Origin of the sequence: Blastococcus sp. KM273128 (assembly GCF_021698975.1) — a bacterium.
Lineage (GTDB): Bacteria > Actinomycetota > Actinomycetes > Mycobacteriales > Geodermatophilaceae > Blastococcus.
Genome location: NZ_SSXA01000010.1, coordinates 1 through 16,486, shown reverse-complemented (window position 1 = coordinate 16,486; position 16,486 = coordinate 1). Strand labels below are relative to the sequence as shown.

Below are 16,486 nucleotides of genomic sequence, written 5' to 3'. Positions count from 1 at the left end.
GTCCTCCCTCACGGTGCGCGGTGAGGGAGGACGCTCTGCGGTGAGGGAGGACGGCGCCGCCAGGGGCGCACCCCCGCCCGCGGCGCCGGAAGATCTTGACGCCCCTCGAGCGCCGCTGACGGGTTCGGGACCTGACCGGGCCGTACCCGCGGTCCGGATACCTGGACTGGGCAGGGGAAACGATGAGACGTCTCGTGTGTGCAACGGCCACCGCCGGCCTGGCGGTCACAGCGCTGGCCATCACTCCCGCGGCCGCCGCGCCGGCGGCGGGATCCGCCGAAGCTTCGCGGTGGGCGCCGGTGCCGGTGGCGCGGCACCTGGACAACCCGCGGCAGCTGGACCTCACCAGTGACGGGGTCCTGGTCATCGCGGAGTCCGGCACCGGTGGCGACGACTGCGCCGACGTCGGCGAGGAGACCGTCTGCGTCGGGACCACCGGGGCGGTCAGCATCGTGCGGCACCCGGCGAAGGTCGAGGGGGTCACCGCGCAGCGGGTGGTGACCGGCCTGCTGTCCGAGGCCGGCCCGTCCGGGGCCGGGGCGACCGGCAACGACGCGGCGAGCGCCCGCACCCTGGGCCGCATCTACATCGCCAAGGACGTCGACGTGCCGGACGGCATCACGGGGCTGCCGGAGGAGCAGGAGGGCAAGCTGCTGCGCGCGGCGGCGGGCCGGCCGCCCGTGGTCGTCGCCGACGTCCGCGCCTTCGAGGCGGCGAACGACCCCGACGGCCAGGGTGTCGAGTCCAACCCCTACTCGGTGCTCGACGTCGGCGACAAGGTGCTCGTCGCCGATGCCGCGGCCAACGCCGTCCTCGCCGTCGACAAGCGCGGCCGGATCAGCGTCTTCGCCGTCCTGCCCACCATCACCGGGGGTGCCTGCGACACCCGGCCCAACCAGGACGGCAGCTACTCCTGCGACCCGGTGCCGACGGCGCTGAGCTTCAGCCGCGACGGCGACGTCATCGTGGGCGGCCTCGGGTCGCTGGTGCCCGGCGCCGGCCGGGTGTGGGAGCTCGACCGCCGGACCGGGGCCGTCCAGCAGACCTGGGCGGGCTTCACCGGGGTGACCGGTGCGGCGCAGGACCGGGCGGGCAACCTGTACGTCAGCGAGCTGTTCGGCGGCGACGGGTCCGGTCAGGTGGTGCTGGTGCCGCGGAAGGGCGAGCGGGCCGCGCTGCCCGCGCCGTCCCCGGCGGGCGTGGTCACCGACGCGTTCGGGAACGTGTACGTGGCGGTCAACTCGCTCTCGCCCGGCACGGGCACCGGCGCCCCCGACAGCGACGGGCAGGTCTGGCGGCTGACCGAGCGGTCCTTCCCGGCGAGCTGACCGACGGGGTCCCGACCTCGCGATGCAGCAGCCCACCTCGTGGCACACCGCGAGGTGGGCTGCTGCCCGGCGCGGGAGAGGCAGTCCTCAGCGGAACTTGGCGGTGAGGCTGTCCATCGTCCGGTTCACCGATGCCACCTTGATGTGCGAGAGCCCGGCGGAGGCGCCGGCGGCCAGCATCGCCTCGTGCGCGGCGCGCAGCGTGGCCCACACCTCGTCGGCCTCGCCCTCGAGCGTGGTGCCCAGGGCACCCACCTCGTGGTGCAGCCCGGAGGCCCGGATGACGGCGATCGCCGCCTCGACGTGGGCGTGCGGGTCGTCGGCGGTGCCGGGCGGCGAGGGCGCCACCTGGATCTCCGCTATCACCGTCACGCCCGGTCCTCGACGGCCGCCTCGGCGACGCCATCCCCGGCGCGCTCGGTCAGCCGGGCGGTCCACTCCGCGATCCGCCGGGCGACGTCCTGCTCGGTCAGCCCCGCGTCGGCGAGCACCTGCCCGCGGCTGCCGTGCTCGAAGAACTGCTGCGGCAGGCCGAGGGTGCGCACGGGCACGTCGACGTCGCGGTCCTGCAGCGCCTGGCTGAGCGTGGTGCCCACTCCCCCGGCGCGGCCGCCGTCCTCCACGGTGACGACCAGCCGGTGCCCGGCGGCCAGCTCGACCAGCTCGGTGGAGACCGGCAGCACCCAGCGCGGGTCGACGACGGTCACCTCGATGCCGTGGTCCGCGGCGCGCTCGGCGACGGCCTGGCACATCGGGACCATCGATCCGACGGCGACCAGCAGCACCTCCGCCCGGCTCCCGCGGCGCAGCACGTCCACCGGCCCGCGCCGCTCGACCGCCGGGATGTCCGGCGGCAGCGAGCCCTTCGGGAAGCGCACGACCGACGGTCCGTCGGTGATGTCGACCGCCTCGCGCAGCGCCTCCCGCAGGGTCGCCTCGTCGCGCGGCGCGGCCAGGGCGAGGCCGGGCACCACCGAGAGGATCGACATGTCCCACATGCCGTTGTGCGAGGCGCCGTCGTCACCGGTGACCCCGGCGCGGTCGAGCACCACCGTCACCGGCTGCCGGTGCAGCGCGACGTCCATGAGCAGCTGGTCGAACGCCCGGTTGAGGAACGTCGAGTACACGGCGACGACCGGGTGCAGCCCCGCCATGGCCAGGCCGGCGGCCGAGGTGAGGGCGTGCTGCTCGGCGATGCCGACGTCGAAGGTGCGCTCGGGGAAGCGCTCGGCGAACGGGGCCAGACCGGTGGGGTGCAGCATCGCCGCGGTGATCGCGACGACGTCGGGCCGCTCGGCGCCCACGCGCACCAGCTCGTCGGCGAAGGCGTCGGTCCAGGCCAGCCCGGTCTTGCGTGCGCTGGCGCCGCTGTCGGGGTCGAACACCCCGGTCGCGTGCCAGGCGTCGATCTGGTCGGTCTCGGCCGGCGGGTAGCCGTAGCCCTTGGTGGTGACGGCGTGCACGATGACCGGCCCGCCGAAGGAGCGGGCCCGGCGCAGCGCCGACTCCACCGCGCGGATGTCGTGGCCGTCGACCGGGCCGACGTACTTCAGGCCGAGGTCCTCGAACATGCCCTGCGGCGAGAGGACGTCCTTGAGGCCCTTCTTGATGGCGTGCAGCGCGTCGTAGAGCGCCGAGCCGACGACGGGGGCACGGTGCAGCGCCTGGCGCACCTGGAGCAGCGCGTTCTCGTAGCCGGGGCGCAGCCGCAGGGTGGCCAGCGCGTCGGCGACGCCACCGATCGTGGGCGAGTAGGAGCGGCCGTTGTCGTTGACGACGATGACGACCGGGCGGTCCTGCGCGGCGGCGATGTTGTTCAGCGCCTCCCACGCCATGCCCCCGGTGAGCGCGCCGTCGCCGATGACGGCGACCACGGGGCGGGAGTCGCCCCGGATCGCGAAGGCCTTGGCCAGCCCGTCGGCGTAGGACAGCGAGGTGGAGGCGTGGCTGTTCTCCACCCAGTCGTGGTCGCTCTCGGCCCGGCTCGGGTAGCCGGAGAGGCCGCCGCGCTGGCGCAGCCGCTCGAAGCCGTCGACCCGGCCGGTGAGCATCTTGTGCACGTAGGACTGGTGGCCGGTGTCGAAGACGATCGGCTCGCGCGGCGAGTCGAACACCCGGTGCAGGGCGATGGTCAGCTCGACGCAGCCCAGGTTCGGCCCGAGGTGACCCCCGGTCCGGGCCACGCTGGTGACCAGGGCGTCACGGATCTCCGCGGCGAGGGCGGGTAGCGCTTCGGACTCGAGGGCCCTGACGTCCTCCGGGCCCTGCAGCGATCGCAGGAGCGGCACGGTGCGGCGGTGTCCTCTCGGTCGGGCGGCGACGGGGAGCAGCCGCCGATCCACTGTAACTGCGGTTCCCCGGCACTTCCGGTCGAACGGGTGGAGCGGATGCAGCTCACAGCCGCGGCACCCAGCGCTCCCCCCTCAGCGCCCCGCCGACGACCTCGACCCCGCGGGCCGCTGCGGCCAGCCGGGCGCCCTCCCGCTCGTAGGCGCCCATCGCCGCCTCGATCGCCTCCGGCGGCAGCTGGTCGGCGAGCTCCACCCGCAGCGTGCGCCAGCCGGCGCGGGCCGCCTCCAGACCGGCGGCGACGTGGTCACCGGCGAACCGGGCGAGCAGCGCGGGGTACCGGCGCAGCACCTCGTGGGCGCGGTAGTCCGGGGGCACCAGGTCGAACAGCCAGGCGACGGCGGTGCGCTCCCAGTCGGGCGCGCCCGGCGGGCGCACCTCCTCCGGCCAGCCCGGCGGCAGCGTCGTCCCCACCGCACCATTCTGCCCCACGGGTCGAACACGCGTTCGATCCCGGGGCGTGTCGGGTCAGGAGGACTGGCGCTTGAGCCAGAACTGCTCGAACCCCCAGGTTCCCGCGCCGCTGGAGTGGTAGCTGACCAGCTCCCACCCCTCGGCACCGAGCTTGTTGAGCACCGAGCTGGTGTCGCCCTGCTGGCGTTCGAGCTGACCGCCGGGGAGCTTGACGCTCACGCCGGCCCGCTGCGACTCCGCATCGTTGGCGGTAATGACCGAGGCGTATTCCCACGTGGGCACCCCCTGACCGTAACCAGGGCCGCTCCGCTGCGAGCAGCCGGGCGGGCGCGGCGGCCCGCCGTCCGTGGTCAGAGGGCGACGCCGTCCTCCACCTCGAGCCCCAGCGCGAGCGCGGCCCCGGCGGCGACGAACCACCACCCGAGCGCCAGGAGCTTGCGGGCCGCCGCCACCTGCGGGTGGGCACTGGTCGTGCGCTGCATCGGTTCCTCCTTCGTCACCCGGCGGACGCTACGCAGGGGACGACCGGGGAGGTCGACGCGTGTGACTGCTGCGACGGGAGTGGTCGTCCGTCGCCGAACCGCCACGTACCGGTGCGTGCGACCCCTCAGGCGGGCACGAGCAGCGCGACGCACTCCACGTGCGCGGTCATCGGGAAGGCGTCGAACCCGCGCAGCGCGGCGAGCCGGTACCCCGCGGCGGCGAACGCGGCGACGTCCCGGCCCAGGGCAGCGGGGTCGCAGGCGACGTAGACCACCGCCCGCGCGCCGGTCCCGGCCAGCAGGCGGCTCACCGCCGTCCCGGCGCCGGCGCGGGGCGGGTCGAGGACGACGACGTCCGGCCCGGACCCCAGCTCGGCGAGCAGGTCGACCAGCCCGTCGGCGTCCACCTCGCCCTGCCACACCTCGGCCTGGGGCAGGTCGGCGAGGTTGGCGTCCGCGGCCGCGCAGGCGCCGGGATCGGCCTCGACGCAGACCACCCGGCCGCCGGCGCCCACCGCCGGGGCGAGCGCGCCGCCGAACAGCCCGGCGCCGGCGTACAGGTCGAGCACGGTCTCCCCGTCGGTCGCGGCGGCGAAGCCGGTGACGGCCTCCACCAGCGCGTCGGCCGCGGCGGGGTGCACCTGCCAGAAGCCGGTGCCCTCGACCTCCCAGTCCCGCCCGCCGGCGCGCCGCTCGGCACGGCCGGCCGGCACGGGCAGCTCCTCCCCCGTCCGCCGGACCTCGGCGGCGCGCGGGCGGCCGCGGCGGTCGAGCGGGGCGGTCGTCACCGCACCGGCGGAGTCGATGGACACGTCGACGGCGCCCGCGTCGAGCCAGCGGCGGCCGAGCACCGCCCGCGCGGCCGGCTCCACGGTGATCGGGCAGTCGTCGAGCACCACGACGTCGTGCGAGCGGTGCCGGCGCAGACCCGCGGCGCCGGTGCGGTCGACGGCGAAGCGGGCCCGGGAGCGCCAGCGCAGCGGGCCACCGGGCAGCTCCTCCACGGCGAGCCCGGAGACCACCGAGTCCTGCTCGTCCAGGCCGCCGAGGCGCACCAGCTGCTCGCGGACCACCGCCGCCTTGAGCCGGCGCTGCTCGGCCGGGTCCACGTGCTGCCAGTCGCAGCCCCCGCACTTCCCCGGGCCGCTGTACGGGCAGGGGCGCGCCACCCGCGCGGGCGCGGCATCGAGCACCTCGACGGCGTCGGCGCGGCAGAAGCCGGGGTGCCGGTCCTCGGTGACGCGGACCCGCACCCGCTCGCCGGGGAGCGTGTGCCGGACGAAGACCACGCGGCCCTCGTGCCGGGCGACGCAGTGCCCCCCGTGCGCGACCGGCCCCACCTCGACCTCGAACTCCCGCCCGACCCACCCGAGCCCCTTGTCCGGTGGCGGGCTGGAACGGCCCCGGCGCAGGGGCCCGCCGCGAGCCCGCGGGGGCCGGGGAGGACGGGGTCCCTTCTCAGCCATAGGGCGTCACGTCGACCTCGTCGTCGGTGAACCCGCGCCGCAGGTCGCCGGGGGCCGGCCCGCCGCGGCGGCCGTCCTCGTCGGCACCCACCGAGCTCTCCAGCTGCCACGGCACCGTCGTGATCATCACGCCGGGCTGGAACTGCAGCCGGGCGCGCAGGCGCAGCGCGCTCTGGTTGTGCAGCACGTTCTCCCACCAGTGCCCGACGACGTACTGCGGCACGAAGACCACCACCAGCTCGCGCGGGCTGTCCCGCCGGATGCCCTTCACGTAGTCGAGCACCGGACGGGTGATCTCCCGGTACGGCGACTCGAGCACGGTGAGCGGGACCGGGATGTCGTAGCGCTGCCAGTCGGCCTGCAGCGCGCGGGTCTCGCCGTCGTCGACGTTGACCGTGAGGGCGGTCAGCGCGTCGGGTCGGGTCGCCCGCGCGAAGCTCAGCGCCCGCAGCGTCGGCTTGTGCACCTTGGAGACGAGGACGACGGCGTGCACCTTGCTCGGCAGGGTGCGCGCGTCGGTGTCGGGCTCGAGCTGCTCGGACACGTGGCAGTAGTGCCGGTTGATGCCCTTCATCAGCGCGACGAGGACGGGCATGGCCAGCAGCACCAGCCACGCGCCGTGGGTGAACTTGGTGACGACGATGATCACGAGGACGACGCCGGTGAGCGTGCCGCCGACGGCGTTGATCGCCTGGGATCGCCGGATGCGGGCCCGCACCCCCGGGTCGCCGACCCCGCGCAGCTCGCGGTTCCAGTGCCGCACCATGCCGGTCTGGCCCAGCGTGAAGCTGGTGAAGACGCCGACGATGTACATCTGGATGAGCCGGTTGACGTCGGCGTCGAAGGCGACGATGAGCAGCCCGGCGAACCCGGCGAGCAGCAGGATGCCGTTGCTGTAGACCAGCTTGTCGCCGCGGGTGTGCAGCTGCCGCGGCATGAACCGGTCCTGGGCGAGCACGTTGCCCAGCAGCGGGAACCCGTTGAACGCCGTGTTGGCCGCCAGGACGAGCACCAGCGCGGTGGCCGCCTGCACGTAGAAGAAGCCGAACGAGGTGTCGCCGCCGAAGGTGGCCGCCGCGAGCTGGGCGATGACCGTGCGCTGCGGGTCGGTCTCGCAGTCCCCGGGGAACCCGACCAGGTCGCAGGTGTTCTCGACGTACTTCACGTCCGCGAGCAGGGCCAGCGCGGTGACCCCGGCGAACATGGTGGCCGCGATGCCGCCCATCAGCGCCAGGGTGGTCGCCGCGTTGCGGCTCTTGGGCGGGCGGAAGGCGGGGACGCCGTTGGCGATCGCCTCGACACCGGTGAGCGCCGTGCACCCGGAGGCGAAGGCGCGCAGCACGAAGAAGATCAGCGCCAGGCCGGTGACCTGCTCGTAGCCCGGCTCGGGCAGCACGGACCACGACGAGCTCTCCGCCACCAGCTCCCCGCCCGCGACGAAGTACCGGAGCAGGCCGGTGACGACCATGACCAGGATGCCGCTGATGAACAGGTAGGTCGGTGCGGCGAAGGTGCGGCCCGACTCCCGGACGCCGCGCAGGTTGACCGCGGCCAGCAGCGCCACCAGGCCCAGGGCGATCGGCACCCGGTGCTCGTTGAGCTCGGGGAACGCCGAGATGATGTTGTCCGTGCCCGCCGACACCGACACCGCGACGGTCAGGACGTAGTCGACGAGCAGCGCGCTCGCCACCGTCACGCCGGCCCACTGCCCGTGGTTCCTGAGGGCGACCTCGTAGTCGCCGCCGCCTGAGGGGTAGGCCCGCACCACCTGCCGGTAGGAGAGCACCACCGTCGTGAGGAGCACCACGACGCCGATGGCGATCCAGGGGGCGAAGAAGAGGAACGCCGTCCCGGCCAGGGTGAGGACGATGAGGATCTCCTGCGTGGCGTAGGCCACGGAGGAGAGCGGGTCGCTGGCGAAGATCGGCAGGGCGAGCCGCTTGGGGAGCAACGACTCCCCCGCTCGGTCGCTGCGGACGGGGCGGCCGAGGACGAGGCGTTTCGGTAGTTGTCCGAGGTCGGACAGGCTTGGCACGGCGCGATGGTACGGACGCTCAGGGCCCCCGCGGGCGTGACCCGGCCCACCCAGCCCCTCGGGGTGAGACGGGCGTCCTGGGCGCTGGCGCACGGCCGGCGGGTGTAGCTTCGCGGCCGGTGGAGCGCGGGCGGACGGCGCCGGCGCCACCGGGATCTGCGGGAGTGACGCGTGCACGTGGTCGTGATGGGCTGCGGCCGTGTGGGCTCGGCCATCGCCCGGCGCCTGGAGCAGATCGGGCACAGCGTGGCCGTGATCGACCAGGACCCCGAGGCGTTCCGCCGGCTGGGGCCGGACTTCGCCGGGCGCCAGGTCAAGGGCCTGGGCTTCGACCGGCAGGTGCTGCTGGACGCCGGCATCGACTCCGCGGGCGCCTTCGCCGCGGTGAGCAGCGGCGACAACTCCAACATCATCTCGGCGCGGGTGGCGCGCGAGACGTTCGGCGTCCAGCACGTCGTCGCACGGATCTACGACTCCAAGCGGGCCGAGGTCTACGAGCGCATGGGCATCCCGAGCGTGGCCACCGTGCCGTGGACGGTGAACCGGCTGCTGCGCGACCTGCTGTCGGTCAAGGTCAGCGAGCTGTGGCGAGAACCCACCGGGAAGGTGTCGCTGGTGCGCGTCACGGTCAGCGACGCGTGGGTGGGCCGCAAACTCGCCGCCCTCGAGACGGCGACCGGCGCCCGGGTGGCCTGGCTGACCCGGTTCGGCGAGGCCCAGCTGCCGACGCAGGCCACGGTGCTGCAGGACGGCGACCAGCTGGTCGTCGCCGTCACCGACGAGCTGACGGCGCGGGTGCACGAGGTCGTCGAGCGCGGCCCCCAGGAGGGTGGCCACTGATGCGCGTCGCGATCGTGGGAGCAGGTGCGGTCGGCCGCTCCATCGCCGGGGAGCTGCTGGAGAACGGCCACACCGTCATGCTCATCGAGAAGGACGCCCGCAAGGTCCGCACCCGCTCGGTGCCGGGCGCGGAGTGGGTGCAGGCCGACGCGTGCGAGGTCTCCTCCCTGGAGGAGGCGCAGCTGGCCACCTGCGACGTCGTCGTCGCCGCGACCGGTGACGACAAGGCCAACCTGGTCGTGTCGCTGCTGGCCAAGACCGAGTTCGCGGTCAACCGCGTGGTCGCCCGGGTCAAGGACCCGCGCAACGAGTGGCTCTACACCGAGGCGTGGGGGGTCGACGTCGCCGTCTCCACCCCCCGGGTGCTCGCCGCCCTGGTCGAGGAGGCGGTGACCGTCGGCGACGTCGTCCGGCTCATGAGCTTCCGCAAGGGCGCGGCCAACCTGGTGGAGATCACGCTGGGCGACGACACCCCGTGGGTCGGCCGCGCGCTGCGCGAGGTGCCGCTGCCCCGCGAGACGGTGCTCACCACGATCCTCCGCGGGGACCGGGTGATCACGCCGTCGCCCGACGAGCCGCTGGAGTCCGGGGACGAGCTGCTGTTCGTGTCGCACGGCGACACCGAGGAAGAGCTGCAGTACGTGTTCGCGCCGGAGGGCCCGGGCGGCGCCGGCCGCTGAGCGGTCCCGTCCGGGTTCTCCGCCCGAGGGTGCGGAGGACGGCGTCCTCTCAGGCCTCGGGCGGGCCCGGGGCGCGGTGCCGGTGCAGGCGGGCGACCACCCACAGCGTGATCACCAGCACGACGGCGGTGAGCGGCAGGCCCAGCACGACCGAGGCGGTGCCCAGCAGCTCCACCTCGTCGGCGCGGTAGAGCACCCACTGCACACCGGCGCGCAGGAGGAACGAGGCGGCCCACAGCGCGGTCAGCCACGAGTAGGCGCGCAGCAGCCGCGGTTCGCGACGCCAGTGCAGCTGCGGTGCGGCGGTCGGGTCGGGCGTCACCGGCGCGCTCGCCACCGGCTCGGTGCTCCCCCGCGCCGCCCGGCGGTTCCACGGCAGGGAGTGCGCGGCCATCGACCCCAGGTGGCTCGGGGCGAGGAATTCCGCGACGACGCCGACGAGGGGCCAGCGGAACGGGATGGAGCCGAGGAGGACCACCCCGACCACGAGGCTGCGCACGATCCCGAGCACGAAGAAGTCGCGGGCCTCGCCGGTGTTGGCGGCGATCGCCACCGCGATGCCGACGCCGATCAGCCCGCTGACCGCCTGCTGGACGCTCTGCCGCCGGGCCAGCCGCAGGCCGAAGACCACGACCGCCGCGGCCACCGCCGCCCAGATTCCGGTGCGCAGCCCACCGAGGCCGTTGGCCACGATGAACGCGACGGTCGGGAGCGTCGCGTCGACCATGCCGCGCCAGCCGCCGAGCTGCGCCATCAGCTGGTCGCGGTCGAACAGCGAGGTCGCCCCGGCGTCGGACCCGCCGTCGCCGTCGTCCGGCCGGCCGGCTGCGGTCACCCTCGTCCCCCTCGTTCGCTCGCGGTCGTGCGCGTGGCGGCTGACCGCCACCCCGCGGCGGTCAGCCGGCGCTCAGCTCGTACCAGGGGTTGTAGATGACCTGCCGCCCGTCGAAGGCGGCGAACCGGCCGCGCGCGGTCAGCGAGCGGCCGGGTTCGATGCCCGCGATGCGCCGGCGCCCCAGCCAGACCAGGGTCACCGACCCCGACCCGTCGAACAGCTCGGCCTCGAGCGTGGGCACCGTCTCGCGCGGGGTGTAGACGACGGACTTCAGCCGGCCGGTGACGGTGACGACCTCGCCCTTGCGGCAGGCGCTGACCGCTTCGCAGCCGGCGTTGGCCGAGCCCTCACGGAGCTCCTGGGCGTCGATGGTCTGGTCGTCGGCGGTGAGTCGCTGCAACGTGCGCGACCACCAGCCCGCCGATCGGGTCTCCGTCACGGGACCAGCGTAGTTCGTGGGGTTGCACACGGGGGCGCGCACGGGTGTTCCCTGCGTCGCGTCGTCAGGCGGGCGGACCGGCCGGGCCACCGGCCGGCGGCTGGCCCGGGCCCGCGCCCGGAGGCGGCTGCTGGGCGGCCAGCTGCGCCGCGGCCTGCGGGGGCAAGGTCAGCGGCAGCGGCTCGCGCACCGGCATGGGCTCGGAGCCCCGGACGACGACGATGCCGCGGAACGCCGCCTCCAGCGCCCGCGCCTCCGCCTCCCCGTCCGCGGCGGCCGAGCCGCTCAGCAGGCCGCGCAGGAACCAGCGCGGCCCGTCGACACCGAGGAAGCGGGCCGGCCGCCGCGTCGCCCGCGGGGCCGGCTGCCCGGGCTGCGGCGGCGCGGTCGCGACGACGGTGCCGGTCAGCTCGAGGCCGAAGGGCCCCTCCACCTCCGTGAGCGACGCGCCCTGCCCGGAGGCGCTGCGCGCCAGCTCGGCGCGGACGTCGTCCCAGATGCCGGCGGCCCGGGGCGCCGCGAAGGCCGCGACCTGCAGCAGCGAGCCGCCGTGGCGCAGCGTCGCGCCGACCACCTTCTGCTGCTGGTTGAGCTCCACCCGCAGGTCCATCCCGGGGAGCGCGGGCAGCCGGATGGCGCCCAGGTCGATGCGCGCCAGCCCGTCCTGGGGGGCGTCGGCCTCGTCCCAGGGCCCGGTGGTCTCCTCGACCTCCCGGATGCGGGTCTGCGGCTCCGGGGGCACGCCCCGCTCGCGCAGGCTGCGGTCGATGCGGTTGCGCCGCCGTCCGAACGGCATGTCAGCCCTGCCCCTCGAGTGCTCGTGCGTCGGAGGACCCGGGCGACGCGCCCCCGTGCCCGCCGGTGGAGCCGTGCCCGCCCTCGCCGCGGGCGCTGGCCGGGAGCTCGCGCACCGGCACGAACCGCGCGCGGGCCACCGGCTGCACCACCAGCTGCGCGATGCGGTCGCCGCGGGAGAGCCGCAGCGGCGTCACCGGGTCCAGGTTGATGAGGTTGACCATGATCTCCCCGCGGTAGCCCGCGTCGATGGTGCCGGGGGCGTTCACCATGCTCAGGCCGAGCCGGTGCGCCAGCCCCGAGCGCGGGTGCACGAAACCGGCGTAACCCTCGGGGATCGCCACCGCGACACCGGTACCCACCAGCCGCCGCTCGAACGGGGCCAGCTCGACGTCCTCCGCAGCGCTCAGGTCGGCGCCCGCGTCACCGGCCAGGGCGTACCGCGGGACGGCGCCGTCGGGGGCGGTGAGCCGGACGGGCACGTCCGGCCCGGTGGAGGTCTCGGGCACGTCGGCGACCCTATAAGGACCTCCCTGCCCCCCACCGCTCGCACGCTCGCGGCGGGTCCCTGCAGGGAGGCCGTTCCATCCGTCACCGGGCTCAGGGCGGGGCCCGGGACGGGGCCGTTCCATACCGTCGCCAGGCTCGCGGCGGGTCCCTGCAGGGAGGCCGTTCCATACCGTCGCCAGGCTCGCGGCGGGTCCCTGCAGGGAGGCCGTTCCATGCCGTCGCCAGGCTCGCGGCGGGTCCCTGCAGGGAGGCCGTTCGAGCCCGTCACCGGGGTCAGGCTGGCGGGTCCTGCAGGTCGTCGCGGATCCGGCGCGCCAGGCTCTCGGTCGCCCGGCGGTTGCCGCGGCCGGACAGGGCCGCGCCGACGAGGAACGGCGCGGCCGCGGGCAGCGCCCCGGCCAGCCGGCGGGTCACCCGCCGGCGGAGAGCGCGTACGCCGGCGGCGCCCAGCACCGCACCCAGTCCGGCGACGCCGCCGTCCCGCACCGCACGCTGCTCCGACCACGCCGCGAGGTAGGCCTGGGCGCGCGCGGCGGCGTCCCCCGGGGCCCGGCGGCCGTGCAGCTCGTGCAGCTCGCCGATGAGGACCACCTCCACGGCGGCCACCAGGACCGTCTCGGCCCCCAGCTCCAGCGGGACCGCCAGCAGTGACGGCGGGGCGAACCAGTGCGCGGCCGAGAGCCCGCCGGTGGCCGCACCGATCCCGGAGGTCACGCGCGCCGCGCGCTGGACGAGCGCCTCGGCGATCTCGTCGTCGGACGCCCCGGGGTGGGCGGCGCGCAGCCGCTCCCGGTCGCGGATCGGCAGCCGCGGCGCCGCCGCCGCGAGGAGGTCGCCGAGCAGCGCGCCGGGTGCCCGGCCGTCGCCGCCGGCCGCCTGCGGGCCGGACGGCTTCGGCGCGGGCCGGTCGTCACCGCCGAACGCGTTCGCGACCGCCCCGGCGACGGCACCGACGACGTCGCGCAGGCCCGCGCCGGTCGACCGCCCGGCGCTGCCGCCGGTCAGCCCGGCCACGGCGTCGGCGACCGCTCGTCCGGCGCGGGCGAGCGAGCTCTCCTCGGCCGCCGGCGGGTCCTGCTGCGCGACGGGGCGCGGCGGCGGCACGTCACGTGGTGCGCCGGTGCGCGAGCCCTCGGTCATCCGTCGTCCCCTTCACGGTGCGGCGCTGGAACGGCCCCCTCGCGGGGCCCCGCCGCGGGCGTGCGGGCGGCGGGGGGCGAGGGGGTCCTCCTTCAGGCGCAGTCGCGGCAGAACAGCTGGTCGCCGCGGGTGGAGGCGAGCCGGCTGCGGTGCTGCACCAGGAAGCAGCGCGAGCAGGTGAACTCGTCCTCCTGCTTGGGCAGCACGCGGACGGTCAGCTCCTCGTTGGACAGGTCGGCACCGGGGAGCTCGAGGTTCTCGTTGAAGTCCGTCTCGTCGACGTCGACCGACGAGGACTGCGCCTCGGCCCGCCGCGCCTTGAGCTCCTCGAGCGAGTCCTCGCCGAGCTCGTCGGTCTCGTTGCGGCGCGGGGCGTCGTAGTCGGTGGCCATGGGGTGTGCCCCTCCTCCGGGGTTCCGCGGGCGTCGTGCCCGCTCGTCTGACGCGGCGCAGGGTGCGCGCCGTCGTCCTGGCCGTTCGCCGGTGGGCGACCGGTGGGTCGGTGTGGGGGCGGCCCGCGTCGGGCGCCCGTCCACGTGCGCCGGCCTCCCCTCGCGGAGGGGCCGGCAGCCCCCCAACGCCGTCCGGCCCCGATTTGTGCCCGACTCCGGGGAGGTGACACATCGGGACCAGGAACGGTCGGGCGGGTCGCGGAGCGCCAGAGGTTACCCTGCGCCGGTGGCGACTCCCTCAGGTGCTGATCCAGCCGTCGTCGGGCCGTATCTGGCCTCCGCGTTGGGGGACGAGCGCTGGCGCTCGGTCACCGTCGACCTGATCGCCGCCGGCATGTCCAACCTGACCTACGTGGTCACGCCCGAGGGTGGGTCGGCCGGGGACTCCGTGATCCTGCGGCGTCCGCCGACGGGCGCCGTGCTGGCCACCGCGCACGACATGGCGCGCGAGCACAAGGTGATCTCCGCGCTGGGTCCCACGCCGGTGCCCGTGCCGCGGACGCTGCACCTGTGCACCGACACCGGCGTGCTGGGTGCGCCGTTCTACGTGATGCAGCGGGTCGTCGGCCTGCACGTCATCGACCGGATCCCCGAGGGCTACGCCGACGCGCCCGACCAGCGGCGCGCCATCGGCGAGGGCCTGGTCGACGTCCTGGCCGACCTGCACTCGGTCGACCCGGCCGCGGTCGGCCTGGCCGACTTCGGCCGCCCGGAGGGCTTCATGGCCCGCCAGGTCCGCCGCTGGACCCAGCAGTGGGAGGCGACCCGCGACCGCGACCGCCCGGGGCTGGACGCCCTCGCCGCCCGGCTCGCGGAGACCGTGCCCACGACCCAGCGGCACGGGATCGTCCACGGCGACTTCCGGCTGGACAACTGCCTGCTCGACCCGGAGGTGCCCGGCCGCGTGCGGGCGGTGCTGGACTGGGAGATGTCGACCCTCGGCGACCCGCTGGCCGACCTCGGCATGCTGCACGTCTACTGGCCGCAGGCCGGGGAGCGCAGCGTCGCCGGCCAGAGCACGGTGACGGCGCTGGAGGGCTTCCCCACCCGCGCGGAGGTCGCGGCCCGGTACGGCGAGCGCAGCGGTCTCGACCTCTCCGACCTCAACTGGTACGTCGGGTTCGCGTACTTCAAGTTCGCGGCCATCGTCGCCGGCATCGTCGCCCGCTCGGCCGCCGGCGCCATGGCGGGCAAGGACACGACGGGCTACGCCGACCGGATCGACCCGTGCGTCGAGCGGGGACGCGCCGCGCTGGACGACGGTGCGATCTAGCCGCGCAGCCCGGCCCTAAGCTCGCAACCGACAGCCGTCCGCAGCAGTCGCGGCGACGCTCCGTCCGTCCCGGCCGGTCCGCGCCCGCTGCCCGGTCCTCGCCGAGGAGAACCACCGTGACCGAGCGCACCGTCCAGCCTCCGGTGCGCCCGCGCAGTGGACGTCGTCCGCTCCCCCCGCTGATCTTCCTGCTCGTCCTCGCCCTGGCCACGGGCGCCGTGTGGTGGACGGTGCTGCGCGAGGACCAGGAGCGGCGCGCCGATGCGGCCGAGGAGTGCGCCGCCGCCGAGGAGCCGCCGCCGTCGCTGGACCCGGCCGCGGTCTCGGTGCGGGTGTTCAACGCCACGGACCAGGGCGGGCTCGCGCAGACGGTGGCCGACGAGCTCGCCGGCCGCGGCTTCACGATCAGCGAGGTCGCCAACGACCCCACCACCCGGGTGGTCGAGGGCGCGGGCGAGGTGCGCCACGGCTCGCCCGGGCGGGACGCCGCCCGCTTCCTGGGGGTGTACGCACCCGGCGTCAGCTACTACCCCGACACCCGGGCCACCGCGGTGGTCGACCTGGTCCTCGGCCCGGAGTTCCCCGGTGTCGCGCCCCCCGAGGAGGTCGAGGCGGCGCTGACCGCCCCGGAGGACGCCCCCAGCGACTGCTGAGAAGGCACCGCTCAGCGGTGCAGCTCGGACACCAGCGCGGCGAACGGCGCGGCGACCGCGGGCGCCACCGCGATCACCATCGGCTCCCCCACCGGGGCGCCGTCCAGCCCGCTCACCACCGCTCCGGCCTCGGCGGCCACCAGCGCGCCGGCGGCGTGGTCCCAGGGGTTGAGGTCGAGCTCGTAGTAGGCGTCGACCCGGCCGGCGGCCAGCGCGCACAGGTCCAGCGCCGCGCTGCCGAACCGCCGGATGTCGCGCACCCGGGTCACGAGCTCCGCCACGACCGCTCCCTGCGCCCGTCGCTGCTCCACCCGGTAGCCGAAACCGGTCGCGACCATCGTCTGCTCCAGGGACGGCGGCGCGCTGACCGCGAGCCGGCGCACCGGCCGTCCCGGAGCCGCCAGCCACGCGCCCCCGCCCGAGGTCGCGGTGAACAGCTCCCCCGTCGCCACGTTGAGCACCGCCCCGGCGCGGACCACGCCGTCGACCTCGGCGGCCACGGAGACGGCGTAGGCAGGGATGTCGTAGAGGAAGTTCACGGTGCCGTCGATCGGGTCGACGATCCACCGGACCCCGCTGGTCCCCTCCCGCGCCGCGCCCTCCTCCCCCAGCACGCCGTCCGCCGGGCGGGCCTCGAGCAGGCGTCGCACCAGCAGCTCCTCGCTGGCGGCGTCCACCGCCGTGACGACGTCGACCGGGCTGGACTTGGTGCTCACCCGGTCCCCGGCGGAGTCGCGGCCCCGGGCCACCAGGACGGCGGCCTCCCGGGCCGCCGCGACCGCCACCTCGAGGAGG

The 16,486-nt window shown here is 75.5% G+C and carries 19 protein-coding genes; 5 read left to right on the top strand and 14 right to left on the bottom strand.

Going from position 1 to position 16,486, the window contains the following annotated elements; all coding sequences use genetic code 11:
- The first annotated feature begins 194 nt into the window (after nt 1-194).
- The gene (locus tag E9529_RS04730; RefSeq protein WP_236829949.1) at nt 195-1,328 is read left to right on the top strand and encodes a ScyD/ScyE family protein; all 1,134 of its coding nucleotides are present in this window, start codon (nt 195-197) and stop codon (nt 1,326-1,328) included.
- An 87-nt stretch (nt 1,329-1,415) separates the two neighbouring features.
- Here the strand turns inward: E9529_RS04730 and E9529_RS04725 are convergent, their stop codons facing one another.
- The 7 genes from E9529_RS04725 to E9529_RS04695 form a co-directional block, all read right to left on the bottom strand.
- Entirely contained in the window at nt 1,416-1,700 is a 285-nt protein-coding gene (locus E9529_RS04725) for an MTH1187 family thiamine-binding protein (protein ID WP_236829948.1), read from the bottom strand.
- Entirely contained in the window at nt 1,697-3,616 is a 1,920-nt protein-coding gene (gene dxs, locus E9529_RS04720) for a 1-deoxy-D-xylulose-5-phosphate synthase (protein WP_236829947.1), read from the bottom strand. The genes E9529_RS04725 and dxs overlap by 4 nt, the downstream gene beginning before the upstream one ends.
- A 106-nt stretch (nt 3,617-3,722) precedes the next feature.
- The gene (locus E9529_RS04715) at nt 3,723-4,091 is read right to left on the bottom strand and encodes a hypothetical protein (RefSeq protein WP_236829946.1); all 369 of its coding nucleotides are present in this window, start codon (nt 4,089-4,091) and stop codon (nt 3,723-3,725) included.
- A 54-nt stretch (nt 4,092-4,145) separates the two neighbouring features.
- Nucleotides 4,146-4,373 (bottom strand): DUF4177 domain-containing protein, encoded by a 228-nt coding sequence (locus E9529_RS04710; RefSeq protein ID WP_236825064.1) that lies wholly within the window; start codon nt 4,371-4,373, stop codon nt 4,146-4,148.
- A gap of 68 nt (nt 4,374-4,441) precedes the next feature.
- Complete coding sequence (locus E9529_RS04705; protein WP_236829945.1) at nt 4,442-4,591, bottom strand: hypothetical protein; 150 nt, start codon at nt 4,589-4,591, stop codon at nt 4,442-4,444.
- A gap of 107 nt (nt 4,592-4,698) precedes the next feature.
- A complete protein-coding gene (locus E9529_RS04700; protein ID WP_236829944.1) occupies nt 4,699-6,039 on the bottom strand; it encodes a class I SAM-dependent RNA methyltransferase in 1,341 nt (446 codons plus the stop codon).
- Nucleotides 6,032-8,074 carry an APC family permease gene (locus E9529_RS04695; RefSeq protein ID WP_236829943.1) on the bottom strand — a complete coding sequence of 681 codons (2,043 nt, stop codon included), beginning with the start codon at nt 8,072-8,074 and terminating at the stop codon, nt 6,032-6,034. The genes E9529_RS04700 and E9529_RS04695 overlap by 8 nt, the downstream gene beginning before the upstream one ends.
- Nucleotides 8,075-8,245: 171 nt before the next feature.
- Between E9529_RS04695 and E9529_RS04690 the strand changes: the two genes are divergently transcribed.
- Nucleotides 8,246-8,914 carry a TrkA family potassium uptake protein gene (locus E9529_RS04690; protein ID WP_236829942.1) on the top strand — a complete coding sequence of 223 codons (669 nt, stop codon included), beginning with the start codon at nt 8,246-8,248 and terminating at the stop codon, nt 8,912-8,914.
- Nucleotides 8,914-9,594: a TrkA family potassium uptake protein gene (locus E9529_RS04685; protein WP_236829941.1), complete on the top strand. Its 681-nt coding sequence runs from the start codon at nt 8,914-8,916 to the stop codon at nt 9,592-9,594. The genes E9529_RS04690 and E9529_RS04685 overlap by 1 nt, the downstream gene beginning before the upstream one ends.
- Before the next feature lie 49 nt (nt 9,595-9,643).
- Here E9529_RS04685 and E9529_RS04680 read toward each other — a convergent pair whose 3' ends face one another.
- From E9529_RS04680 to E9529_RS04655, 6 genes are all read right to left on the bottom strand, one after another.
- Nucleotides 9,644-10,429 carry a DUF3159 domain-containing protein gene (locus E9529_RS04680; protein ID WP_236829940.1) on the bottom strand — a complete coding sequence of 262 codons (786 nt, stop codon included), beginning with the start codon at nt 10,427-10,429 and terminating at the stop codon, nt 9,644-9,646.
- Nucleotides 10,430-10,490: 61 nt separating this feature from the next.
- Nucleotides 10,491-10,868, bottom strand: a complete 378-nt coding sequence (locus E9529_RS04675; protein ID WP_236829939.1) for an OB-fold nucleic acid binding domain-containing protein — start codon at nt 10,866-10,868, stop codon at nt 10,491-10,493.
- A 64-nt stretch (nt 10,869-10,932) separates the two neighbouring features.
- Nucleotides 10,933-11,664: a DUF3710 domain-containing protein gene (locus tag E9529_RS04670; RefSeq protein ID WP_236829938.1), complete on the bottom strand. Its 732-nt coding sequence runs from the start codon at nt 11,662-11,664 to the stop codon at nt 10,933-10,935.
- A gap of 1 nt (nt 11,665) precedes the next feature.
- The gene (gene dut, locus E9529_RS04665) at nt 11,666-12,172 is read right to left on the bottom strand and encodes a dUTP diphosphatase (protein WP_236829937.1); all 507 of its coding nucleotides are present in this window, start codon (nt 12,170-12,172) and stop codon (nt 11,666-11,668) included.
- A 274-nt stretch (nt 12,173-12,446) separates the two neighbouring features.
- A complete protein-coding gene (locus E9529_RS04660; protein WP_236829936.1) occupies nt 12,447-13,313 on the bottom strand; it encodes a hypothetical protein in 867 nt (288 codons plus the stop codon).
- A 92-nt stretch (nt 13,314-13,405) separates the two neighbouring features.
- Complete coding sequence (locus tag E9529_RS04655; protein ID WP_091930594.1) at nt 13,406-13,705, bottom strand: DUF4193 domain-containing protein; 300 nt, start codon at nt 13,703-13,705, stop codon at nt 13,406-13,408.
- Between the two features lie 286 nt (nt 13,706-13,991).
- On the opposite strand from E9529_RS04655, the gene E9529_RS04650 reads away from it, so the two are divergent.
- Both E9529_RS04650 and E9529_RS04645 read left to right on the top strand, forming a co-directional pair.
- Nucleotides 13,992-15,038, top strand: coding sequence for a phosphotransferase family protein (locus E9529_RS04650; RefSeq protein WP_236829935.1), 1,047 nt, complete (start codon nt 13,992-13,994; stop codon nt 15,036-15,038).
- A gap of 116 nt (nt 15,039-15,154) precedes the next feature.
- On the top strand, nt 15,155-15,691 hold the full coding sequence (locus E9529_RS04645) for a LytR C-terminal domain-containing protein (RefSeq protein ID WP_236829934.1): 537 nt from the start codon (nt 15,155-15,157) through the stop codon (nt 15,689-15,691).
- An 11-nt stretch (nt 15,692-15,702) separates the two neighbouring features.
- On the opposite strand, the gene E9529_RS04640 is transcribed toward E9529_RS04645, so the two are convergent.
- On the bottom strand, nt 15,703-16,486 hold a 784-nt coding region (locus tag E9529_RS04640), incomplete at its 5' end, for an inositol monophosphatase family protein (RefSeq protein ID WP_236829933.1).

Coding starts and splice junctions, on each gene's coding strand:
- E9529_RS04685 (WP_236829941.1), top strand. CDS start 8,914: ATGCGCGTCGCGATCGTGGGAGCAGGTGCGGTCGGCCGCTCCATCGCC.
- E9529_RS04670 (WP_236829938.1), bottom strand. CDS start 11,664: ATGCCGTTCGGACGGCGGCGCAACCGCATCGACCGCAGCCTGCGCGAG.
- E9529_RS04700 (WP_236829944.1), bottom strand. CDS start 6,039: ATGGCTGAGAAGGGACCCCGTCCTCCCCGGCCCCCGCGGGCTCGCGGC.
- E9529_RS04660 (WP_236829936.1), bottom strand. CDS start 13,313: ATGACCGAGGGCTCGCGCACCGGCGCACCACGTGACGTGCCGCCGCCG.
- E9529_RS04655 (WP_091930594.1), bottom strand. CDS start 13,705: ATGGCCACCGACTACGACGCCCCGCGCCGCAACGAGACCGACGAGCTC.